Below are 21,355 nucleotides of genomic sequence, written 5' to 3' on the forward strand. Positions count from 1 at the left end.
TCAGTGGGTGGTCAGGCCTGCGGCATTCATGAACATGCGCATCAGGCTGGCGACCACGAACAGGGCCAGGACACTGCCGCCCCAGATCATTACCAGCCAACCCAGGCGCTGCCACAGCGGCTTCTTTTCCGCCTGTTCGATTTCCTGCAAAGAGTGTTTACCGCTCATGACCTCAACTCCTGCCTAACCCGGATTCCCGTAGAAGCTGGCGTGCCAGCGAAAGCGACCGCAAGCTCGGCGCAAGGCGCGAAGGTCTCTTCGCCGGCAAGCCGGCTCCTACCTAGTGATAACCGTCTTCGTGGGTGACCTTGCCGCGGAACACGTAGTAGCTCCAGAAGGTATAACCCAGGATGAACGGGATGATGAACAAGGTGCCCACCAGCATGAAGCCCTGGCTCTGCGGCGGCGCGGCGGCGTCCCAGATGGAGATCGACGGTGGCACTATGTTCGGCCACAGGCTGATGCCCAGGCCGCTGTAGCCGAGGAAGATCAGCACCAGGGTCAGCAGGAACGGCGTGTAGTGGGCGTTGCGGGCCACGGCGCGGAGCAGGCCGTACATGGTCACCAGCACCAGGATCGGCACCGGCAGGAACCAGAACAGGTTCGGCAGGGTGAACCAGCGCGCGGCAATCTCGGCGTGGGCCAGGGGCGTCCAGATGCTGACGACGCCGATCACCGCCAGCACCACGTAGGCCAGGGGCCGCGCCAGGTCATGCATCTGCAGTTGCAGCTTGCCTTCGGTCTTCATGATCAGCCAGGTGCAACCGAGCAAGGCATAGGCCACCACCAGCGCCAGGCCGCAGAACAGGGTGAACGGGGTCAGCCAGTCCAGGGAACCGCCGGCGAACTGGCGGTTGACCACCGGCAGGCCATCGATGAATGCCCCCAGGGCCACGCCCTGGAAGAAGGTCGCCGCCACCGAGCCGCCGATGAAGGCCTTGTCCCAGATGTGGCGCTTGTCTTCCTTGGCCTTGAAGCGGAACTCGAAGGCCACGCCGCGGAAGATCAGGCCCACCAGCATCAGGATCAGCGGCAGGTAGAGTGCCGAGAGCACCACCGAGTAGGCCAGCGGGAAAGCGCCGAACAACGCCGCGCCCCCCAGTACCAGCCAGGTTTCGTTGCCGTCCCAGACAGGCGCGACGGTGTTCATCATTACGTCACGGTCGCGGTCGTCCTTGACGAACGGGAAGAGAATCCCGATCCCCAGGTCGAAGCCGTCCATGACCACGTACATCATGATGCCGAAGATGATAATCACGGCCCAGAGCAGCGGAAGATCAATACCCATGACTCAGTTCCCCTTGTTCAGGCGGGTGCCGTGGTCGGCGTCGTGGTCATCGTCGGCTGCGGACAGCGGACGGGCCGGGGTGCGTTTCTGGCCGGGGCCACCGTGGCTGGTTTCGGCACCTTCGTTGGTAACCGGGCCTTTGCGCACCAGGCGCATCATGTAGCCGATACCCACGCCGAACAGCGAGAAGTACACCACCACGAACAGCGCCAGGGTGATGCTCATCTGCACAAAGCTGTGGCCGGAAGAGGCATCCGCCGTGCGCATCAGGCCATAGACCACCCACGGCTGGCGGCCGATCTCGGTGGTGAACCAGCCGGCCAGGATCGCGATCAACCCGGACGGGCCCATCCACAACGCCAGGTACAGGAACGGGCGCGAGGTGTAGAGGGTGTCGCGCTTGCGCAGCCAGAGGCTCCACAGGCCGGTGAAGATCATCAGCATGCCCAGGCCGACCATGATCCGGAACGACCAGAAGACGATGGTCGAGTTGGGCCGGTCCTCGGGTGGGAACTCCTTGAGCGCCGGCACCTGCTTGTCCAGCGAGTGGGTGAGGATCAGGCTGCCCAGGTAAGGGATTTCCACCGCGAAGCGGGTTTTCTCGGCCTTCATGTCCGGCCAGCCGAAGAGGATCAGTGGGGTCGGCTCGTTGCCAACGTTCTCCCAGTGGCCTTCGATGGCGGCGATTTTCGCCGGCTGGTGCTTGAGGGTGTTGAGGCCATGGAAGTCGCCGATCACCGCCTGCACCGGCGCCACGATCAGGGCCATCCACATGGCCATCGACAGCATGCGACGAATGGCCGGGTTGTCCCGCCCGCGCAGCAAGTGCCAGGCTGCGGACGAACCGACGAAGAACGCCGTGGCGACGAACGCCGCTACAGCCATGTGCGCCAGGCGATAGGGGAATGACGGGTTGAAGATCACCGCCAGCCAATCCACCGGGATCACCTGGCCGTTGACGATTTCATAGCCTTGCGGGGTCTGCATCCAGCTGTTGGACGAGAGGATCCAGAACGTCGAGATCAGGGTGCCGATGGCCACCATCACCGTGGAGAAGAAGTGCAGCTTGCGCCCGACCTTGTTCCAGCCGAACAGCATCACCCCGAGGAAACCGGCTTCCAGGAAGAAGGCCGTGAGCACTTCATAGGTGAGCAAGGGGCCGGTGACGGACCCGGCAAAGTCCGAGAAGCGGCTCCAGTTGGTGCCGAACTGGTAGGCCATCACCAGGCCGGAGACCACGCCCATGCCGAAGTTGACGGCAAAGATCTTCGACCAGAAGTGGTAGAGATCGCGGTAGGTGTCGTCGCGGGTCTTCAGCCAGAGGCCTTCGAGTACCGCCAGGTAGCTCGCCAGGCCGATGGTGATCGCCGGGAACAGGATATGGAACGAGATGGTGAACGCGAACTGAATTCGGGCGAGATCAAGAGCCTCTAAACCGAACATAAGCTTTCCTCTATCAGGTAATACCGGCTGCCGGCCAGAGGCCTGCACCCACTGCCCCCACGGATATGGAGTGCGGCGAATTCGGATTCGTTCTTTTTTAAACCATCGCTACGCAGGGAGTCTGGCACTTGGGCCACCACATCAGCCTTTGCAAAAAGGTTTTGATCTGGATCAAGCAACGTTGAAAGAGTAGTCCTAATTTCGCCATGCAACTCTGTGGTTATTTGCCGCGTGACAGCTTGCCTCACCCTCTCAAGCCCGGGGTTTTCCCGGCTTTTCCCACACAAAACGCCTGTAGCCGCTGCTGAGCCTGCGAAGCTGCGAAAGGCCGGGCCGCGTTCGGTACGCAGGGCCTTGGCTGGCAACTTCCCGTCGAACCTGCGGCGTATTCAAGATCCTGGCGTCTCCTCCGGAGCCGTTCGCAGCCTGCGGCAGCGACTACAGGATTCGCGATCAGGTGTTCGAGCGAAAAACAAGATAGATGCGCGGCTAACGAATTTTCCCCGAGCCGCAACTATTGGTTACATCTTGGTGATAATCTCGTGGCACTCCCCGCTCAGATCTAGCGCCCGATGCCCAGCCAAGACCCTCTGCTGCTCCGTCACCATCGTCCGTTCATCGCGTTCTGGCTGGCGCGGATCTTTACCGCCAGCGGCTTCCAGATGCTCACCGTGGCCATTGGCTGGAACCTCTACCAACTGACCGGCAATGTGCTGGACCTGGGTCTGGTGGGGCTGGTGGAATTCGCCCCGCGGGTGCTGTTCATGCTGCACACCGGGCATGTGGCCGACCGCTACGACCGGCGCCGGGTGGCGGCTATCTGCCAGTCGCTGCAAGCCCTGATCGCCCTGGCCCTGGCCGTCGGCAGCCTGACCGACAGCGTCACCCGGGAAATGATCTTCATTCTGGCCTTCCTGCTCGGCGGCGCCCGCTCCTTCGAAATGCCCACCACCCAGGCCCTGCTGCCGAGCATCGTGCCCGCGGCGCTGTTTCCCCGGGCGGTGGCCGCCGCGCAATCGGCGCAGCAGTCGGCGACCATCGTCGCCCCGGCCCTGGGCGGTTTGCTGTACGCCTTCGGCAGCGTCTGGGTCTACGGCCCCACCGTGGTCCTGTACCTGATCGCCTGCGTGCTGATGCTCAACCTGCCGGCCCGGCAGACCCCGTTGAACAAGGGCAAGGCCACCCTCGATTCGCTGCTGGCGGGCATCCGCTTCATCCGCAGCCGCCCGGACATCCTCGGGGCCATTTCCCTGGACCTGTTCGCCGTGCTGCTGGGCGGCGCCACCGCGCTGCTGCCGGTGTTCGCCAAGGACATCCTGCTCACCGGCCCCTGGGGCCTGGGGCTGCTGCGTTCGGCGCCAGCGGTGGGAGCCTTGCTGATGTCCCTGTGGCTGGCGCGTTTTAGCGTCGAGCGCAAGGTCGGGCGGGTGATGTTCACCGCGGTCGGGGTATTCGGCGTGGCCACCATCGCCTTCGGCCTCTCGACCTCGTTCTGGTTTTCCCTGGCGGTGCTGGTGGTGCTGGGGGCGGCGGACATGATCAGCATGGTGATCCGCGCCTCTTTCGTGCAACTGGAAACCCCGGACGAAATGCGCGGCCGGGTCAGCGCGGTGAACGGCCTGTTCATCGGCGCTTCGAATCAGTTGGGGGAGTTCGAATCCGGGCTGACCGCCCACTGGTTCGGCACGGTGCCGGCGGTGGTGCTGGGCGGGGTCGGCACGCTGCTGGTGACCGGCGTCTGGATCAAGCTGTTTCCGACCCTGGCCCAGCGCGATCGGATGATCGAACGGCTCGAGCAACCCAAGGCCTGAAGCCGCGCCGGGCTGGCGCGGCCAGGTTCAAGCCTCAGTGGCTGGGCTGAGCTTCAGCAGCGGCTCGCCATTTCGCCGCCTCCAGCAGGTCGCAACCATCCTGCGTCAGTACATAGAGCACGTCGATGATGTGCGGGATGTCCTTCACATCGCCGTGGCTGAAATTCAGGCAGCAGAGGGTTTCCAGCAGATTGGCAGCCGTGCGCATGCGTTGCTCGGCGGCTTCGTGCAGCGCCTCAGGGGAGGCATTGGCGTTGATAAAAAACACACCTGGCCGGCTTATGTTGGATTTAAGCGGCACATAGTGAGCAGCAGTTTCCGGGGTATTCATCATTAGATCCTTCTTTATGAATGACCGCCCCAATCGTGACCAAACGATGGGTGGCGGACTGTGCACAGGTTGGTCAACCGGGAAGAAGGCACCCGGCACACCCGAAGGTGTCCCGCGCACAGCCCACCATTAAGCGTGCGGACACGAAAAAGTGCCTGCAAACCAGGGTGGCGCGTGCGCCTTCTAATTTCGGGTGACCAAACCCGGCCGCTGAATTGGCAGCGACGGCGCGAACTATAGGGGTGATGGGACGGGCGGTGCAAGAAGCGGCTGGTTAGCCTTTGTTACCCGTTCACAAGCCCCGTGCCCGACTCCTTGCCGAACCGAGCTGCGACAGAGAAACGCCCCGTGGGGCGCCTCGTAACAGGTTATTGATCATTCTCTGCAATACAAAACCACTACGAAGCGTGTAAGGTATCGCCTTACACTCGCACCCCATGATCAAGTCCTTTCAGCACAAAGGCCTGCGCGCCTTCTATGAAACCGGATCGACTCGTGGAATACGGGCCGAGCATGCACGCCGGTTGGCCCGCCAGCTGTCGTTCATGGATCACGCCAGCGAACCGGCAGACCTCAATCTGCCGGGCTGGCGGCTGCACCCGCTCAGGGGCGACCTGCTTGGCTACTGGTCCCTGGTGGTGTCCGGCAACTGGCGAGTGATCTTTCGTTTCGTAGGTTCGGATATCGAGCTGGTGGATTATCTGGACTACCACTGAACAGGAGGCAGGATCATGCCCATCCACAACCCGCCCCACCCCGGTGACACCCTGCGCCTGGATATCTTGCCCGAACTGGGCATCAGCGTGACGGAGCTGGCGCGGCATATCGGCTACGCCCGCCCGCACCTGTCCAAGGTGCTGAACGGCCATGCGCCAATCCGCGCGGAACTGGCGGTCAAGCTGGAACGCGCCGGGATCGGCAAGGCCAAGGTCTGGCTGGCGGTGCAGGCCGACTACGACATCTGGCACACCGAGCAGGAACTGCAACCGCTGATCGAGCCCATCGTGGCCCATGTTGGCTGAGCCCTAAACCAGCAGCTCTCCAGCCACCTTGGCGCGCTTGCCGCGACCGCACAGCGCTTCCACCAGGGCCAGGGCAAACGCCAGGGCCGCGGCGGAGCCCTGGGCGGTGATGCAGTTGCCATCCACCACCACCGGCTGGTCGACAAAGGTGCAGCCCAGCAGATGATGGCTGGCGCTGGGCAGGCAGGTCATGCGCCGCTGGCGCAGCACGCCGAAGGCTTGCAAGGCCAGGGCGGGGGCTTCGGCGATGCCGGCGAACAGGCGTCCCGCTGCGGCCTGATCCTTGAGCAGTTGCTGCAGCGGTTGATGGGCCGCCAGGTGCTGGGCGCCCACCGCGCCGCCGGGCAATACGATCAGGTCGAAGTTCTGGGCCAGCACGTCCACCAGCATGGCGTCGGCGGTCAATCGGGTGCCCCGGGCGCAGGTGAGCATGCGCCGGCCTTCGACGCTGGCGGCCAGCACTTCGACTTCGGCACGGCGCAGTACGTCGATCAGGGTCACGCTTTGCAGGTCGTCGATGCCTTCGGCAAGGGTGACCAGGGCTCTGAAGGTCATGGGGATGACTCCGCGTGGAGGTCTTTAGAGCTTAGTCAGCTTTGCCGGCTGCCGTTCAGGGCGCCGTCACTTGATGTAGATCTGCGCGCCCAGGCTGTTGCCCGGGGCGTTGAGCGAGGTGTTGCGAAAGCTGAAGGTGCCCTCCTGCTTGCCCGCCAGGTCGAAGACATAGACATAGCCGACGGTAGTCCCCGAGTTGCCGCAGGGCACATAGCTGGAGCCGTCCTCGCACACCGGCGAACGGGTGCCATCGACCTCGAAGCCGTCCAGGGTCACATGGGGCTCGCGACCGTAGCCGATCTCCAGCACGTAGACCTTGATGTTCGGGCCGTTGTGATCGCACTGGGTCCGTTCACGGCCGTCGGAGACATCCTCCAGGCCGCAGGAAGGTGACAGCACCTTGAGAATCTCCACCCGGCTCAGCGGCGGGGCCGAGCGCGCCATGGCCGGGGCCGCCAGCCAGCAGGCTGTCGCGCCGAGCAATGCCAGGGCTGTCATTTTCACTGTGCTGCGCATAAATCCCCCCTAAAACCAGGGCGCAGTATGCGCTACTTGCCAGCGCGGCAAAACATCGCCGACGATCGCAGCCATTGGCCCACGCTGCTGGTATGATGCGCGGCTTTTTCCGACCCAGAGCAAATCCGCAGGCACCTTATAAAGTCTGTGCTTTGCTGTTGGAGTCGATACATTCACGGCGCCCGGCGGCGCCACGGGGAGCAGACATGCTGGAAAGGCTGTTTCAACTCAAGGCACACAACACCAACGTGCGCACCGAGATTCTTGCGGGCGTGACCACCTTCCTGGCCATGGCCTACATCCTTTTCGTCAACCCGAGCATTCTCGGCGAGACGGGCATGGACAAGGGCGCGATCTTCGTTGCCACCTGCCTGGCGGCGGCCATCGGTTCCACCGTCATGGGCCTGATCGCCAACTACCCGATCGCCCTGGCACCGGGCATGGGCCTGAACGCCTTCTTCACCTACACCGTGGTCCTGCACATGGGCCACACCTGGCAGGTGGCCCTGGGTGCGGTATTCATCTCGGCGGTGCTGTTCTTCCTGCTGTCGATCTTCCGCATCCGCGAATGGATCATCAACAGCATCCCCCTGCCCCTGCGCTCGGCCATTGCCGCCGGTATCGGCCTGTTCCTGGCGCTGATCGCCCTGCATAACGCCCAGATCGTCGTGGGCAACGAGTCGACCCTGGTCGGCCTGGGCGATCTCAGCAAACCGGCCCCCATCCTCGCTGCCCTGGGTTTTGCCCTGATCGTGGCCCTGGAAGCCCTGAAAGTGCGCGGCGCGGTGCTGATCGGCATCCTCGCGGTGACCGTCGTCTCCATTCTCATGGGCGTCACCCCGTTCGGCGGCGTGACCTCGATGCCACCGTCCCTGGCCCCGACCTTCCTGCAACTGGACATCAAGGGCGCCCTGGATATCGGCCTGATCAGCGTGATCTTCGCCTTCCTGTTCGTCGATCTGTTCGACAACTCCGGCACCCTGATCGGCGTCGCCAAGCGCGCCGGCCTGATGGGCAAGGACGGCCACATGCCGAAAATGGGCCGGGCGCTGATCGCCGACAGCACCGCCGCCATGGCCGGTTCCCTGCTGGGCACCTCGACCACCACCAGCTACATCGAATCCGCGGCGGGCGTGAGCGCCGGCGGCCGCACCGGCCTGACCGCCATCGTGGTGGCGATCATGTTCCTGCTGGCGCTGTTCTTCTCGCCACTGGCAGCCAGCGTGCCCGCCTTCGCCACCGCACCGGCCCTGCTGTTCGTCGCCGTGCTGATGACCTCGGGCCTGGCAGAAATCGACTGGGAAGACATCACCGTCGCCGCTCCCGTGGTCGTCACCGCCCTGGCCATGCCGTTCACCTATTCCATCGCCAACGGCATCGCCTTCGGCTTCATCGCCTGGACCGTGATCAAGCTGCTGTCGGGCCGTGCCCGTGAGCTGAACGCGCCCCTGGTGATCCTGTCGATCCTGTTCGTGATCAAGCTCGGTTACCCCGCATGACTTTTGACGCCGCAAGCTACACCACCCAGTTGAATGACAAGGTCGCGCGCTTGCGCGACCTGCTGGCCCCCTTCGATGCGCCCGAGCCTCAGGTCTTCGACTCGCCCCTGCAGAACTTCCGCCTGCGGGCAGAGTTCCGCCTGTGGCGCGAGGCCGGGGAACGGCACTACGCGATGTTCTCCCAGGACGACAAGCGCACACCGATCCTCATCGAGGAGTTCCCCATCGCCAGCCAGCGCATCAACCAGTTGATGCCCCGGCTCAAGGCCGCCTGGCAAGCCAGCGCGCCCCTGAGCCACAAGCTGTTCCAGGTGGAGTTCCTCACCACCCTGGCCGGCGACGCGATGATCACCCTGTGCTACCACCGCCCGCTGGACGAGCACTGGCACAAGGCCGCGAGCCAGTTGGCCGCCGACCTCAAGGTCAGCGTGATCGGCCGTTCCAAGGGCAAGCGCGAGGTCATCGGCCAGGACTACGTAGTGGAAAAGCTCGAAGTCGGCGGGCGTACCTTCAGCTACCGCCAGCCCGAAGGCGCCTTCACCCAGCCCAACGGCACGGTGAACCAGAAGATGCTCAACTGGGCCTATAAAGCCCTGGGCGAGCGCCAGGACGACCTGCTGGAGCTGTACTGCGGCAATGGCAACTTCACCCTGCCCCTGGCCACCCGGGTGCGCAAGGTGCTGGCCACCGAGATCAGCAAGACCTCGGTGAATGCCGCCTTGAGCAACCTCAGCGAAAACGCTGTGGATAACGTCACCCTGGTGCGCTTGTCGGCCGAAGAGCTGACCGAAGCCCTGAACGAAGTTCGGCCGTTCCGCCGCCTGCAGGGCGTGGACCTCAAGAGCTACGAATTCGGCAGCGTGTTCGTCGACCCGCCCCGGGCCGGCATGGACCCGGACACCTGCGAACTGACCCGGCGCTTCGACAACATCCTGTACATCTCCTGCAACCCGGAGACCCTGGCGGCCAACATCGCCCAGCTGCACGACACCCACCGCATCACCCGCTGCGCGCTGTTCGACCAGTTCCCCTGGACCCACCACATGGAATCCGGGGTCCTGCTGACCCGCCGCTGATCCGCCCCGCTCCCGCCAACAGCCGTCCTCGTGACGGCTGTTTGCATTCCAATGCCCGTCCTGTAGGAGCCGGCTTGCCGGCGAAGAGGCCTTTGAGACCTGCGCCAATCTGGCCGGCGCCTTCGCTGGCAAGCCAGCTCCTACAAGGCCAAGCCTGACGCGACACCCCCTCCGTAGGAGCCGGCTCGCCGGCGAAGAGGCCCTTGAGACCTGCACCGATCTGGCCGACGCCTTCGCTGGCAAGCCAGCTCCTACAAGGCCAAACCAGACGTAACGCCCCCCTCCGTAGGAGCCGGCTTGCCGGCGAAGGGGCCCTTGAGCCTTGCGCCAATCTGGCCGACGCTTTCGCTGGCAAGCCAGCTCCTACAGGGGGCGGTACGGCAATGGGGTTCAGCCCGTGGGGCGGAAGTAACCGGCCAGTTGCTGCAGGTCCTGTTCGTTGAGCAGGCCGGCGTAGTACTTGAGCTGGATCCGCGCCAAGAGGTAGGCATGACGGGCATCCGCCAGGTCGCGGCGGGCGGTGAACAGTTGTTGCTCGGCGTCCAGTACATCCAGGTTGACCCGCTCGCCGCCGTGCACGCTCTTCTGGGTCGCGGTCACCAGGGCCTCGGCGGAGCTGACGGCCATTTCATAGGCCCGGACCTTGGCCGCGGCGCTGGTGTTGAGGTTGAACTGCTTGCGCAGTTCGTTGAGGGTGGTGGCGGTCTTGGCATCCAGTTCGAACTGGGCCTGGGACAGCTGGCTGGCCGCCTGGCGGGTCGAGGCCGATACCGAACCACCGGCAAACAGCGGCAGGCTGACCTGGATGCCCACGGTATTGGTGTCGTACTTCTGGTTGTAGGAGCTTTCCGAATCGGAACTGGTCTGACGGCTGCTGGCATACAAACTCACCTTGGGCAGGTGCCCGGCGCGCTTGCGCTCCACTTCGTACTCCGCCACTCGCAGCGCCTGCTGCTGGGACGCCAGGTCCGGGTTGTTGGCCATGGCCAGGTCACGCCAGCTGTCGAAGCGGTTGGGCAGCAGCGGCTGGATCTGGAACTGCCGGGTCAGCGGATCCAGTTCGTCGATCTGCAACGGTTCGCCGACTATGGCTTGCAGCTCGCGCAGGGCGGCATCCTGCTGGTCCTGGGCCTCGATCTCCTGCGCCAGGGCCAGGCTCAGCCGGGCCTGGGTCTCCAGCACATCGGTGCGGGTGCCCTCGCCGCCCTTGAGCAGGCGTTCGTTGAGCTGCAAGCGTTCGGCGTAGGCACGCTTCTGCGCCCGGCTCAGTTCGATACGCTCCTGGGCCAGCAGCGCCTGGCTGTAGGCACTGAGCAGGCGTACCGCCAGTTCCTGGCTCTTGCCACGAAAGCGTTCGTCGGAAAACAGCGCCTGGGCCGAGCCCTGGCGGTAGCGCGCATAGGCTTCGTAGTCCAGCAGCGGTTGCTGCAGGGTCAGGGTCGAGGCGTAGCTGCGGTAGTCCCGGTCATTGGTGACATCACCGCGAACGGTCTCCTGGGTCACTTCGGACTGGTTGCGCGAATTGTTGTAGCTCCAGGACAGGTTCGGCAGCAGCCCGGCACGGCCAATGGCCCGGTTCTCTTCCCCGGCATCGCGCTCCTTGATCGCCGCCTGGAAGGTCGGGTCATTGCGCAAGGCCAGGTCATAGGCGTCCAGCAACCCCAGGGCCTGGACCGACGGGCTGCCCAACAGGCACAGCAGGGGCAGGTAGTAGCACCAGGCTCGAATCATTCTTCCACCAACGCCATGTGAGTCCGATCCAGCAGAGGCTTGAACAGGTAGTTGAGCATCGAACGTTCGCCGGTACGGACAAAGGCTTCCACCGGCATGCCCGGGCGGATCTGCAAGCCCTGCAACTGCTGCATGCCCTGGGCGCTGACCGTGGCCCGCAGGGTGTAGTAAGGCTCTTCGGTACGTTCGTCCACCTGCCGGTCGGCGGACACCAGGGTCACCTCCCCCGGCACCCTGGGCGTGGTGCTCTGGTTGAAGGCCGAGAACATCAGCTCCACTGGCAGCCCCGGGTGCACCTTGTCCACCAGTTGCACCGGCACCCGCGCCTCCACCAGCAACGGCTCATCCTGGGGCACGATGTCCATCAGCGGCTGGCCCGGCTTGATCACCCCACCCTCGGTGTAGACCTCCAGCCCCACCACCACCCCGGCGGCCGGGGCACGTACCTGGCTGTTGGCCAGTTCGAACTCGGCGGACGCCAGGCGATTGCGCAGGTCTTCGGTACGGATCCGGGTATCGGCCAACTGGCTACGCAGGTCTTTCTGAAAATCCTCGCTGGACTGGCGGATGCGCAGGCGCAATTCGAGGATCTGCCGCTGCAACTGGCCGATGCGGCCGAAGTCCTCGGCGATCGAGCCGTCGATCTGCGCGTACAGGCGCTCGCTGTCCAGCAGCCGGTTGCGCGGGATGTAGCCGTCCCGGGCCAGTTCCCGCAGGCCTTGCAGCTGTTCGTTCAAGGCACTGCGCTGTTGCCGCTTGCTGGCCTGGGAATCCCGAGTACCCCGCAGTTGCGCCTCGGAGCCGGCGATGGTCTCGGCGATCCCTTGCTGTTCCATGCTCAGGGCCTGGCGCCGGCTGCTGAACAGCTGCCGTTGCAGGGCCAGGCTGGCGGCCACGTCCGGCTCGCTGGCCAGGGCCTGGAGCTGCGGGTCGAAGACGATATCGCTGGCGCCATCGCGCTCGGCATTCAGCCGCGCTTCGCTGGCCAGGGAACCCAGGTACTGGCTGCGCAGGGATTGCATCTGGGTGCGCAGCGGCGTCTCGTTGAGGCGCAGCAGCACCTGCCCGGCACTGACCCGGTCGCCCTCCTTGACCTCGATCCGCTCGACGATGCCACCGCTCTGGTGCTGCACGGTCTTGCGATGGCCCGAGACCATGACCTTGCCCGACACCGCCACGCCCTTGTCCAGCGGCGCCAGGGCGGCCCAGCCGATAAACCCGGCAAAACCTCCCAGCACCAGGAGCCAGCCGAGCCGCGAATACTTCCTGTCGTCCAGGGACAACACATTGCTGGCGGCCGGCCCCGCGACCGGCGCAGCAGGACCCGTGGATAAATTCGCCTTCATGCTTTTTTCCCTTCGCCGCCGGCCACGCCCAGGCGGTAGTTCATGTTCAAGCTGGTCACCGGGCTGCTCGCCGGATTGCTCATCGGTACAGCCGGCGGCGGCGCGGCCTTGGCCTTCTGGTTCGCCTCCAGCACCCGCGCCGTAGGACCATAGGCCTGCAACTGGCCGTCGCGCAGGATCATCAACTGGTCGGTCAGGGTCAGCACGTTGGGCTTGTGGGTGATCAGCACCAGGGTCCGCTGCCGTTGCTTGAGCTGGCTGATGGCCTGCAACAAAGCCTGCTCACCGGCCTCATCGAGGTTGGAGTTGGGCTCGTCGAGGACGATCAGCGCCGGCAGGCCGTACAGCGCCCGGGCCAAGCCGATGCGCTGGCGCTGGCCGCCGGACAACCCGGCACCGCCCTCGCCCAGGCGCGTGTCATAGCCCTGGGGCAATTGCAGGATCAGTTCGTGCACCCCGGCCATTTGCGCGGCCTGCAGGACCTGATCCGAGTCCAGCTGGGCAAAACGCGCGATGTTCTCGGCGATGCTGCCGGCGAACAGCTGGATGTCCTGGGGCAGGTAACCGATATGCGGCCCCAGTTGCTGCCTGTCCCACTGAGCCAGGTCTGCGCCATCCAGGCGTACCTTTCCCGTCAGGGGCGTCCAGGCACCGACCAGCAGCCGGGCCAGGGTCGACTTGCCACAGCCGGAAGGGCCGATCACCCCCAGGACCTGGCCAGCCTCCAGGGTGAAACCAAGGTTGCTCAAGGCCGGGCGCCGGCTGCCAGGGGCACAGGCACTCAGCTGCTCGACACTCAACTTGCCCTTGGGCGTCGGCAGGCTCATGCGCGCCGGCCGTGGCGGGTTGGCTTGCAACAACTCGGACAAACGCTCGTAGGCCAGGCGCGCCGAACTCCATTGCTTCCATACCGCGATCAACTGGTCGATGGGGCTGAGCACGCGGCCCATTAGGATCGAGCCGGCGATCATCATCCCCGGGGTGATCTGGCCCTGCACCGCCAGCCAGGCGCCCAGGCCCAGCACCAGGGACTGCAGGGCCATGCGCACGCCCTTGGACCAGGCGCTGATGGTGGCGGTCTTTTCGCTGGCCAGGTTCTGCTGGGCCAGAAAGCCCTGGTGGCCGATGAACCAGCGCTCGCGCAGGGCGCCGAGCATGCCCATGGCTTCGATCGCGTCGGCATTGCGCAGGTTGGCGGTGGCCTGCTGGCTGGTGATGATCGACAACTGGCTGGCCTGGGCCAGGGGTGCCTGGCAGATATGCTGGTTGATCCAGGCCAGCACCACCAGCAGCACCGCACCGGCCAGGGCCAGCAGGCCGAGCCAGGGGTGAAAGAGAAAGATCACCAGCAGGTAGACCGGAAACCAGGGCGCATCGAAGAACGCGAACAAGGCATTGCCGGTGGCGAACTGGCGCAGCGCGGTCAGGTCATTCAAGGCCTGGCCGGCGGCCTGGGGGCTGCCCTTGAGCTGGGCTTCGAAAGCGGCGTCATACACCCGCTGGTTCAGGCGCATGTCCATCTGGGTACCGAGGTGGATCACCACCTGGCTACGCACCCACTCCAACGCCCCCATCAGGCCGAACAGGCCGAGGATCATCAGCGTCAGCATCAGCAGGGTCATCTGATTGCCCGAGGCCAGCACCCGGTCGTAGACCTGCAGCATGTAAAGGGCCGGGGCCAGCATCAGCAGGTTGATCACCGCCGAGAACAGGCCGATGTTGAAAAAGCCGCCCTTGTAGGCCGTCAAGGCCGCCAGCGTCTCGGAAGCGGCAAGTGGATTCGGCCTGCTCATCAAGGTGTCCTGTGGAGAGTTTAGGGTTACAGGGCCTTCCGCTCGGGCAGAGCGGAACGACAAGAGGCGCGCCCGGTGCGTTGACAGGCACCACGGCGCTCCCCAGAATTTGCCACCGCCGCCGCCCTGGCCTTCGAAAACTCGGGCGACGGAGGTGAGTCAAGCCAGCGAATGGAGGAGCGATCCTGCATTCGCTTTTTTATGCCTCAGGCCTGCACTCAGGCGGCCAGCGCCCAGTCCTGGGCCACGTCCTGCACACCCACCAGGCCGACATCGGCAGCGGCTGCGGCAGCCGGGTTGACGTGAGCAACGCCAGCAGCGGCCAGGTCGTCGAAGGTGGAGTTCACCGACAGGCTTGGGTCGATCGCCTTGAGCAGGGCATCGATCTCGCCGGCCAGCGCCGAGCTGTCGCCACTCATCAGGCCGTAGACCACCTTGTGCACTTCGCCTGCACGGCCTTCTTCCTTCAGGCTGTTGAGGCCCAGGTTGGTGAAGCTGACTTCCTGGCTGACCAGGTTGTAGTTGCTGCCCGAACCACCGGCGAGGGTGTCGCCCAGGGAGATAGTGTCCACCGAGCCCCACAGGGTGTGGCTCGGGTTGCTGAACAGGGTGTAGTGCAGGTTGCCGTCGGCGACGAAGGCCGCGTCACTGGCGGTGCTCTTGATGGCGTACTGGGTGCCGTCGAACGGGCCCGGGTTGAAGCCACCGGTGTTGGTGCCGTCGACCACTTCGCCTGGGCGGTGGTTGACGTCGCCGAAGTAGGCCGACCAGTCAGTCAGGTATTGCGCAACAGTATTACCGCCGTAGGTAGCGCTGTAAGAGATCGAAATGCTCATGCAAAACTCCAATACATTAGGGGGGTCATGTCCGCAGCACGCCACTGCCTGCTGCGGTTTTGCCCATCAATGGGCAAAAGCGGTCAGAACTGATACTCCACGGTGCCCTGCAAGGTCCGGCCACGGCCGAGGGTGAAGGCCAGCACATCGCCGAGGGGCACCAGGTAGGCGCGGTCGGTGACGTTTTCCATGGCCAGGCGCAGGGTCAGTTCTTCAGTGGCCCGGTAGCTGCCATACAGGTCGTAGACGGTGTAGGGCTTCCAGTCGGCCGGGTAGACGCCGGTCTGGCTCACGGTGCCGGTGGCGGAGCCGGCGATCGAATAGCCGGCGCTGTAGCGGGCCCGGGCGCCTATATCCAGCTTGCGGTCGAAAAAGCGTGCGCCCAGGGTCAGGGTGCCGCGGTCCATGGGCATGTGTTCGGCCGAACCGAGGATCGCCGCATTGCAACGGCTGGCGTTGTTGGCCGCATCATCGGGGCGCATGCCGGTGACGATCGCGCCACGCCCGCTGCCATTCTTCACCGGCTGGGTCACGCCCCCCAGCCAGGCGATTTTCGTGCAGAAATCGTTGTCGCCGATCATGCGGGTGTAGTTCAGCTGGCCGTAGGCGCGGCCGGCGTCATAGTCCAGCTGGTACTCCACGCCCTTGAAGCGGGTGCTGCTGAGGTCGTTGACATAGGCACTGTTGCCGATGCCGGGCGAGCCGTAGCCAGGGGGCTGCACACCCATGGCCATGTAGATGAAGTCATCGACCCGGGTATCGAAGTACGCCACCTTGATCCCCAGGCGGTCATCGTTGAACCAGAGGTTTTCCTTGAAGACGTTGACCCCCGCTTCCCAGGTGCTGGAACGCTCCGGCTTGAGGAAGGGGTTGGGGAAGGTGCTCTCCGAGCCGCCGCCGTGGGGCCGGCCGGTGATCATGGTTTCGGTCACCGCCGGTGGCCGCCAGCCCTTGCCATAGCTGGCGAACAACTGCAGCCATTCGACGCCCGGCTTGACCGACAGGCCGAAGGTCGGCGAGAAGCGCCCTTCCTCGTTGTCGATGTCATAGGCCACCGGCACCGAAATCTGCTGGGGCGTCTTGCCGATCACGAAGGTGCGGGTGTTGATTCCGGTCTCGCCCCGCAGGCGGTAGCGGTCGTAGCGCAAACCGGCGTTGAGGTTCAGCCAGCCGTCGTAGTCGAAATCCAGGCGGGTGAACAGGCTGCCCAGGGCACGATCGCCCTCGGGGGTCATGCTGGCCGCGGGCGAAGCGCTGACCGCCGATCCTTTGGGCACCGGCTGGCGGGAGTCGGGGCGGACCTTGTCATAGAAGAATTCCAGGCCGTAGTTGGCCTTCAGCGTGGCCAGCTCGCCGAGCGCGAAGGTCGAGGTGTTCTGCGCCTGAGCGCCATAGGTGTCGGTCTGGTAGGTGATCGAGTAGCCGGGGCTGCTGCGCCGGGTCAGGGTGCTCTGGTCGTTGCTGTTGTCGACGTAGTAGAGCTTGGCCTTGAAGTCGATCAGCGGGTTGTCCGGGGTGTAGCTGTAGTCGAGGCCGAAGTTCTGCGAGCGCACATCGCTGCTGCCGAGCTTTTCCCAGAGCTGTTGCTTGTTCTCGACGTTCATCATGTTGGCGTCGTCGTAGGACACCTGGGTGGTCAGGTAGCTCAGTTGCAGGCGCTGGTCCTGGGGCAGGTTGAGCCCCAGCTTGGCCAGGCGCGAACGCATCACGGAAGCGGAATAGGCCACCTTGGAATTCTTCACCCGGTCATTGATCGACGGGTCCATCCAGCTGCCAGTGCGCAGCTCGCCAATGCCGCCCTTGGTCCCCGGGTTGTAGTCCCCCAGGTGCCGTTCACTGGCGGCCAGCAGCATGTCCCAGACCTCGGTGCCGATGGCGAAGGCGGTGCTGCCGATGAAATGGGTGCCGTTGCTGCGGCCACCCAGGCCGCTGGTTACGCGGATCCGGCCACCGATTTCCTGGCCGGGCTTGAGCAGGTCACGGGCTTCGACGGTGCGAAAATTGGCGACCCCGCCAATCACCCCGGCGCCGCCCATGGTCGAAGTGGCGCCCTTCTCCACCACCACCTCGGAGAGCAGCTCGGGGTCGACGTAGAGGGTGCCGTTGCGCTGCTGGTGGCCGCTCTGCTGGTAGTTCTGGCGCATGCCGTCCACCGACATGTTGACCCGGCCATAGTCCTGGAGGCCGCGGATATTCACGGACAGGCCCGGGTCCTGCTGACTGACTGCCGAATACACACCGGAGGTTTCCTCCAGCATGTCGGCCGCGTGCCGGGGCGGGTTGCGATCGAGCTGCTCGCGGCCGACCACGCTCACCGAACGCGGCGCGTTATACACCCAGTCGCTCTGGCGGCCTTCGAGGTTGCCGGAGATGGTGGTGGGCGCCAGGGCCAGGGCGCCGTCACGGCCGGTTTCCACCCGGTTCAGGGTCACTTGGCGCTCGCCGGTGAAGCGGTACTGCACCGGCGCATTGCCCAGCAACCGCGCCAGGCCTTCCTCGGCGCTGTAGCGGCCCTTGAGCGGCGAGCTGTGCAAGCCATGCAGGCGCAGGCTGTCGAACAGCACCTGCACCCCGGCCTGTTCGGCAAACACCAGCACCGCACTGCCGAGGGCCTGGGCGGGGATATCGAAATCCATCTCGCGTTGCTGCTGGGCGCTCTGTGGGGCTGCACCCACAGGCTCTGCCGCGAGCAGCAAACCGCCTCCTGCCAACAGCCCTGCGACGCCCAAGTGAATGGCCAGGGCCAAACGACTTGCTGCGTGAATTCCAGTGCGACTGCCTACCCTCATGTCCCTTGTTCCTGCGCTGGCTATTTTTGTTTATGCGAATGCATCTCAATTAGCTAGACGTGCCAGGCAGGAAAACTCAGTAAGGTTTTTTTGAATTATTTTGCACAAGGGTGGAAAAAGGCCCGCAGGCCTCAGTAAATCAGGCTGACGCCGGCCAGGTCGAAACGCTGCACCTGCAGTTCCTGGGTCAGGGTAACCAGGGCTGCATCGAGCATGTCCAGGCGGAAGACACCACTGACCTGACGCTGGGCCAGGGCACTGTTGGTCAGCACCACTCGCCCGGGCCGATAGCGATTGAGGCGCTCCACCACCAGGCCCAGGGGCTGGCGGTCGAACACCAGGACGCCGCGCCGCCAACTGGTAGCCCGCTGCAGGTCGAGCCCATCAAGCGCCACCACCCCCGACTGCGGGTCATAGCGCACGCTCTGCCCCTCTTGCAGCACCCGCTCGGAGGCCCCACGTTGCGCCGGGGCATCCAGGCTCACCGCGACACTGTGCTGCAACACGCCGACCCAGGCCTGTTGAGCACTCTCGCGCCCGACCACGAAACGGGTGCCCAGGGCGCGGGTCTGGCCGCCGGCACTCTGCACGATAAAAGGTCTTTTTTCCTCGCCGGCCATAGGCGCCACGTCAAACACCGCGGAGCCGGCCAGCAATTGAACCTGGCGCTTGTCGCCGCTGTAGTCCAGGCGAATGGCGCTGCCCGAATCCAGCTCCACCTGGCTGCCATCGGCCAGTTGTACGGTGCGCACCTCGCCCTTGCCGGTAAGGTAGTCAGCCTGCAGGTACAGCAGCGCCTGCGGCCCTTGCAGCCAGCCCAGGGCCACCGCCAGTACCAGCATCGCCACGCTGGCGGCCCGCACCAGCCGGCGTCGACGGCGCGGGCGCGGTATTGTCGCCGCAGGCCGCGCCGCCTGGCGCCGTGGTGGGGCAGTGGCCGCCAGTTCGGGGTCCAGGCGCAACTCGCCCAGGGCCTCCCAGGTCTGCCGGGCAAACACCAGAGCCTGGGGATGACGCGGGTCGGCGGCCTGCCATTGGGCAAGCTGCGCCTGCTCGGTGGCGCTCAGGCCTCCCGCGTGCAAACGCACCGCCCAGTCGGCGGCGGCCTCGGTGATACTGCGCTCTTGCGGACCCTGGCTATTCACGTGTGAATCTCGATTTCTCGTTATATATAAGCAGTGACGTCTGACCCCGACTTTTACCGTAACTCACTCGTCGACCGGCCGACCGTCGGTAGCCTGCAAACGCTGCATCACATAGGCCAGCGCCCGGGACAGGTGCTTTTGCACCGAGCTGTCGGAAATATTCAGGTGCCGGGCCACCTCGGCGTGGGTCATGCCTTCGATACGGTTGAGGCGAAAGATTTCCTGGGTCCGCGGGGGCAGTTCCATGATCGCCTGTTTCAGTGCCTTGCGCTGTTGCTGCGCCATCGCCTGAGCCTCCAGCCCGGCCGCCTCATCCTCGATGTCGGCCAGCACTTCATGGGGCACGGTCTCGGTCTTGCGCCGCGCCTCCTGACGTACATGGTCGATCAGCAGATTGTTCGCCGTGCGGTAGAGATAGCCCTGGGAGTTGTCGATACGCTCGCCGCGCGTGTGCTCGGCCAGCCGCAGGAAACTCTCCTGCACCAGATCAGCGGCCAACTGCGGGTCCCGTATCTTGCGCGCCAGGTACCCACGCAAGGCAGCGGCATGCTTGAGAAACAGTCCCTTGAGATCCACGTCCGACAAACCGACTCCCTGGAACATGAAGGAAATTGCCGGGCATCTTACGGTCAGTCGAGAATGATTTTCAATTGATATAAGCACTCATTGGCGGCAGCCTTGCACCTGCGAGCCCTACGCTGCCGTTCGATTACCGAACACTTAATCCGCCCGCCCCCCGTTGTGCATCTACCGCCAATTGACCAAATTAACCAGTTAGTACAATTTACCTTTCAACGCCTCGTACGCTCTCCCGAGGCCGACAATAACAACGGAGATTTACCCCATGCGTCCTATCGTTCTGGTGCTAAACGGCCCGAACCTGAACCTGCTCGGCACCCGCGAGCCGGCCACTTACGGCCACGAAACCCTGGCTGACATTTCCGCCCTGTGCGGCCGCGCCGCCGAGGAGTTCGGCCTCGCCGTGGAGTTTCGCCAGACCAACCACGAAGGCGAGTTGCTCGACTGGATCCACGGGGCGCGTGGTCGCTGCGCCGGCATCCTGATCAACCCGGCCGCCTGGACCCACACCTCGGTGGCAATCCGTGACGCCCTGGTGGCCAGCGAGCTGCCGGTGATCGAAGTGCACCTGTCCAACGTCCACGCGCGCGAACCGTTTCGTCATCACTCCTTCGTTTCCGCCATCGCACAGGCGGTGATGTGCGGCTTTGGCAGCCATGGCTATCGCCTGGCGCTGGAACACTTCAGCCAGCGGTTCAAGGAGCAAGGCGCATGAGCCGGCAAGCCAGTGTTCTGGCCGGGCTGATTGGCGCCGGCATCCAGGCCTCCCGCACCCCGGCCCTGCACGAACAAGAGGGCGATGCCCAGCATTTGCGCTACCTGTACCGCTTGATCGACCTGGATCAACTGGGCCTGGACAGCAGCGCCCTGCCTGAACTGTTGCGCGCCGCCGAGCAGATGAGCTTCACCGGCCTGAACATCACCTTTCCCTGCAAGCAGAGCATCCTGCCGCTGCTCGACGAACTGTCCCCGGAAGCCCGGGGCATCGGTGCGGTGAACACCGTGGTGCTCAAGGATGGCAAACGAGTCGGCCACAACACCGACTGCCTGGGTTTTGCCGAGGGCTTTCGCCGCGGCCTGCCGGACGTGGCAAGGCGCCAGGTGGTGCAGATGGGCGCCGGCGGTGCCGGGGCCGCAGTGGCTCACGCCCTGCTGAGTGAAGGCGTGGAGCAACTGAACATTTTTGACGTGGAGCCGCAGCGGGCGCAAAGCCTGGCGGACAACCTCAACCAGCACTTCGGCAGCGCCCGGGCCCGGGCAGGCGGTGATCTGTCGAGTGCCCTGCACAGCGCCGACGGGCTGGTGAACACCACACCCATGGGCATGGCCAAGCTGCCGGGCATGCCGGTGCCGGTGGAACTGCTGCGAGCGCAGTTGTGGGTTGCCGAGATCGTCTACTTTCCCCTGGAAACCGAACTGCTGCGCAACGCCCGGGCCCTGGGTTGCAGGACCCTGGACGGCGGCACCATGGCGGTGTTCCAGGCGGTCAAGGCGTTCGAGCTGTTCAGCGGCCAACGCGCGGACCCGCAGCGCATGCTGGCGCACTTTCACAGCATGAACGGCTGAGACAGGGCTCGGTAGCAGCTGCGGCCTTC

General features: G+C 64.7%; 20 protein-coding genes. 7 read left to right on the forward strand and 13 right to left on the reverse strand.

Features of this window, described 5'->3' with window-relative positions; all coding sequences use genetic code 11:
• From AC1RCO_RS24170 to AC1RCO_RS24180, 3 genes are all read right to left on the reverse strand, one after another.
• Entirely contained in the window at positions 1–168 is a 168-nt protein-coding gene (locus AC1RCO_RS24170) for a DUF2474 domain-containing protein (protein ID WP_011063586.1), read from the reverse strand.
• A gap of 112 nt (positions 169–280) precedes the next feature.
• Positions 281–1,288: a cytochrome d ubiquinol oxidase subunit II gene (gene cydB, locus AC1RCO_RS24175; protein ID WP_011063587.1), complete on the reverse strand. Its 1,008-nt coding sequence runs from the start codon at positions 1,286–1,288 to the stop codon at positions 281–283.
• 3 nt (positions 1,289–1,291) lie between these two features.
• Positions 1,292–2,731 (reverse strand): cytochrome ubiquinol oxidase subunit I, encoded by a 1,440-nt coding sequence (locus AC1RCO_RS24180; protein ID WP_011063588.1) that lies wholly within the window; start codon positions 2,729–2,731, stop codon positions 1,292–1,294.
• 572 nt (positions 2,732–3,303) lie between these two features.
• Between AC1RCO_RS24180 and AC1RCO_RS24185 the strand changes: the two genes are divergently transcribed.
• The gene (locus AC1RCO_RS24185; protein WP_065363648.1) at positions 3,304–4,542 is read left to right on the forward strand and encodes an MFS transporter; all 1,239 of its coding nucleotides are present in this window, start codon (positions 3,304–3,306) and stop codon (positions 4,540–4,542) included.
• A gap of 34 nt (positions 4,543–4,576) precedes the next feature.
• Here the strand turns inward: AC1RCO_RS24185 and AC1RCO_RS24190 are convergent, their stop codons facing one another.
• Positions 4,577–4,873 (reverse strand): hypothetical protein, encoded by a 297-nt coding sequence (locus AC1RCO_RS24190; protein WP_019096028.1) that lies wholly within the window; start codon positions 4,871–4,873, stop codon positions 4,577–4,579.
• A gap of 437 nt (positions 4,874–5,310) precedes the next feature.
• On the opposite strand from AC1RCO_RS24190, the gene AC1RCO_RS24195 reads away from it, so the two are divergent.
• The gene (locus AC1RCO_RS24195; RefSeq protein WP_011063591.1) at positions 5,311–5,589 is read left to right on the forward strand and encodes a type II toxin-antitoxin system RelE/ParE family toxin; all 279 of its coding nucleotides are present in this window, start codon (positions 5,311–5,313) and stop codon (positions 5,587–5,589) included.
• Positions 5,590–5,604: 15 nt separating this feature from the next.
• Positions 5,605–5,895, forward strand: a complete 291-nt coding sequence (locus tag AC1RCO_RS24200; protein ID WP_053154009.1) for a HigA family addiction module antitoxin — start codon at positions 5,605–5,607, stop codon at positions 5,893–5,895.
• A gap of 3 nt (positions 5,896–5,898) precedes the next feature.
• Here the strand turns inward: AC1RCO_RS24200 and AC1RCO_RS24205 are convergent, their stop codons facing one another.
• Both AC1RCO_RS24205 and AC1RCO_RS24210 read right to left on the reverse strand, forming a co-directional pair.
• Positions 5,899–6,450 (reverse strand): DJ-1 family glyoxalase III, encoded by a 552-nt coding sequence (locus tag AC1RCO_RS24205; RefSeq protein ID WP_053154012.1) that lies wholly within the window; start codon positions 6,448–6,450, stop codon positions 5,899–5,901.
• Between the two features lie 66 nt (positions 6,451–6,516).
• Positions 6,517–6,966 (reverse strand): DUF4879 domain-containing protein, encoded by a 450-nt coding sequence (locus AC1RCO_RS24210; protein ID WP_015637117.1) that lies wholly within the window; start codon positions 6,964–6,966, stop codon positions 6,517–6,519.
• Between the two features lie 206 nt (positions 6,967–7,172).
• Here AC1RCO_RS24210 and AC1RCO_RS24215 point away from each other — a divergent pair, with 206 nt between their 5' ends.
• Complete coding sequence (locus AC1RCO_RS24215; RefSeq protein ID WP_015637118.1) at positions 7,173–8,465, forward strand: NCS2 family permease; 1,293 nt, start codon at positions 7,173–7,175, stop codon at positions 8,463–8,465.
• Positions 8,462–9,541 carry a tRNA (uridine(54)-C5)-methyltransferase TrmA gene (gene trmA / locus AC1RCO_RS24220; protein ID WP_492618116.1) on the forward strand — a complete coding sequence of 360 codons (1,080 nt, stop codon included), beginning with the start codon at positions 8,462–8,464 and terminating at the stop codon, positions 9,539–9,541. The genes AC1RCO_RS24215 and trmA overlap by 4 nt, the downstream gene beginning before the upstream one ends.
• 390 nt (positions 9,542–9,931) lie before the next feature.
• On the opposite strand, the gene AC1RCO_RS24225 is transcribed toward trmA, so the two are convergent.
• The 7 genes from AC1RCO_RS24225 to AC1RCO_RS24255 form a co-directional block, all read right to left on the reverse strand.
• Entirely contained in the window at positions 9,932–11,272 is a 1,341-nt protein-coding gene (locus AC1RCO_RS24225) for a TolC family outer membrane protein (protein WP_220223310.1), read from the reverse strand.
• Positions 11,269–12,618, reverse strand: a complete 1,350-nt coding sequence (locus tag AC1RCO_RS24230) for an HlyD family type I secretion periplasmic adaptor subunit (RefSeq protein WP_077934818.1) — start codon at positions 12,616–12,618, stop codon at positions 11,269–11,271. The genes AC1RCO_RS24225 and AC1RCO_RS24230 overlap by 4 nt, the downstream gene beginning before the upstream one ends.
• Positions 12,615–14,411 carry a type I secretion system permease/ATPase gene (locus tag AC1RCO_RS24235; RefSeq protein WP_210671129.1) on the reverse strand — a complete coding sequence of 599 codons (1,797 nt, stop codon included), beginning with the start codon at positions 14,409–14,411 and terminating at the stop codon, positions 12,615–12,617. The genes AC1RCO_RS24230 and AC1RCO_RS24235 overlap by 4 nt, the downstream gene beginning before the upstream one ends.
• Positions 14,412–14,629: 218 nt before the next feature.
• Positions 14,630–15,247 (reverse strand): heme acquisition protein HasA, encoded by a 618-nt coding sequence (locus AC1RCO_RS24240; protein WP_011063600.1) that lies wholly within the window; start codon positions 15,245–15,247, stop codon positions 14,630–14,632.
• Positions 15,248–15,330: 83 nt separating this feature from the next.
• Entirely contained in the window at positions 15,331–18,036 is a 2,706-nt protein-coding gene (locus AC1RCO_RS24245) for a TonB-dependent receptor (RefSeq protein WP_492618117.1), read from the reverse strand.
• Between the two features lie 131 nt (positions 18,037–18,167).
• Positions 18,168–19,181 carry a FecR family protein gene (locus AC1RCO_RS24250; RefSeq protein ID WP_015637124.1) on the reverse strand — a complete coding sequence of 338 codons (1,014 nt, stop codon included), beginning with the start codon at positions 19,179–19,181 and terminating at the stop codon, positions 18,168–18,170.
• Positions 19,182–19,244: 63 nt separating this feature from the next.
• Complete coding sequence (locus tag AC1RCO_RS24255; RefSeq protein WP_011063603.1) at positions 19,245–19,766, reverse strand: RNA polymerase sigma factor; 522 nt, start codon at positions 19,764–19,766, stop codon at positions 19,245–19,247.
• 259 nt (positions 19,767–20,025) lie between these two features.
• Here AC1RCO_RS24255 and aroQ point away from each other — a divergent pair, with 259 nt between their 5' ends.
• Positions 20,026–20,475 carry a type II 3-dehydroquinate dehydratase gene (gene aroQ / locus AC1RCO_RS24260; RefSeq protein WP_011063604.1) on the forward strand — a complete coding sequence of 150 codons (450 nt, stop codon included), beginning with the start codon at positions 20,026–20,028 and terminating at the stop codon, positions 20,473–20,475.
• Entirely contained in the window at positions 20,472–21,326 is an 855-nt protein-coding gene (locus tag AC1RCO_RS24265; RefSeq protein WP_011063605.1) for a shikimate dehydrogenase, read from the forward strand. The genes aroQ and AC1RCO_RS24265 overlap by 4 nt, the downstream gene beginning before the upstream one ends.
• Positions 21,327–21,355: the final 29 nt, after the last annotated feature.

The organism is Pseudomonas sp. GW823-FHT03E05, assembly GCF_058796855.1.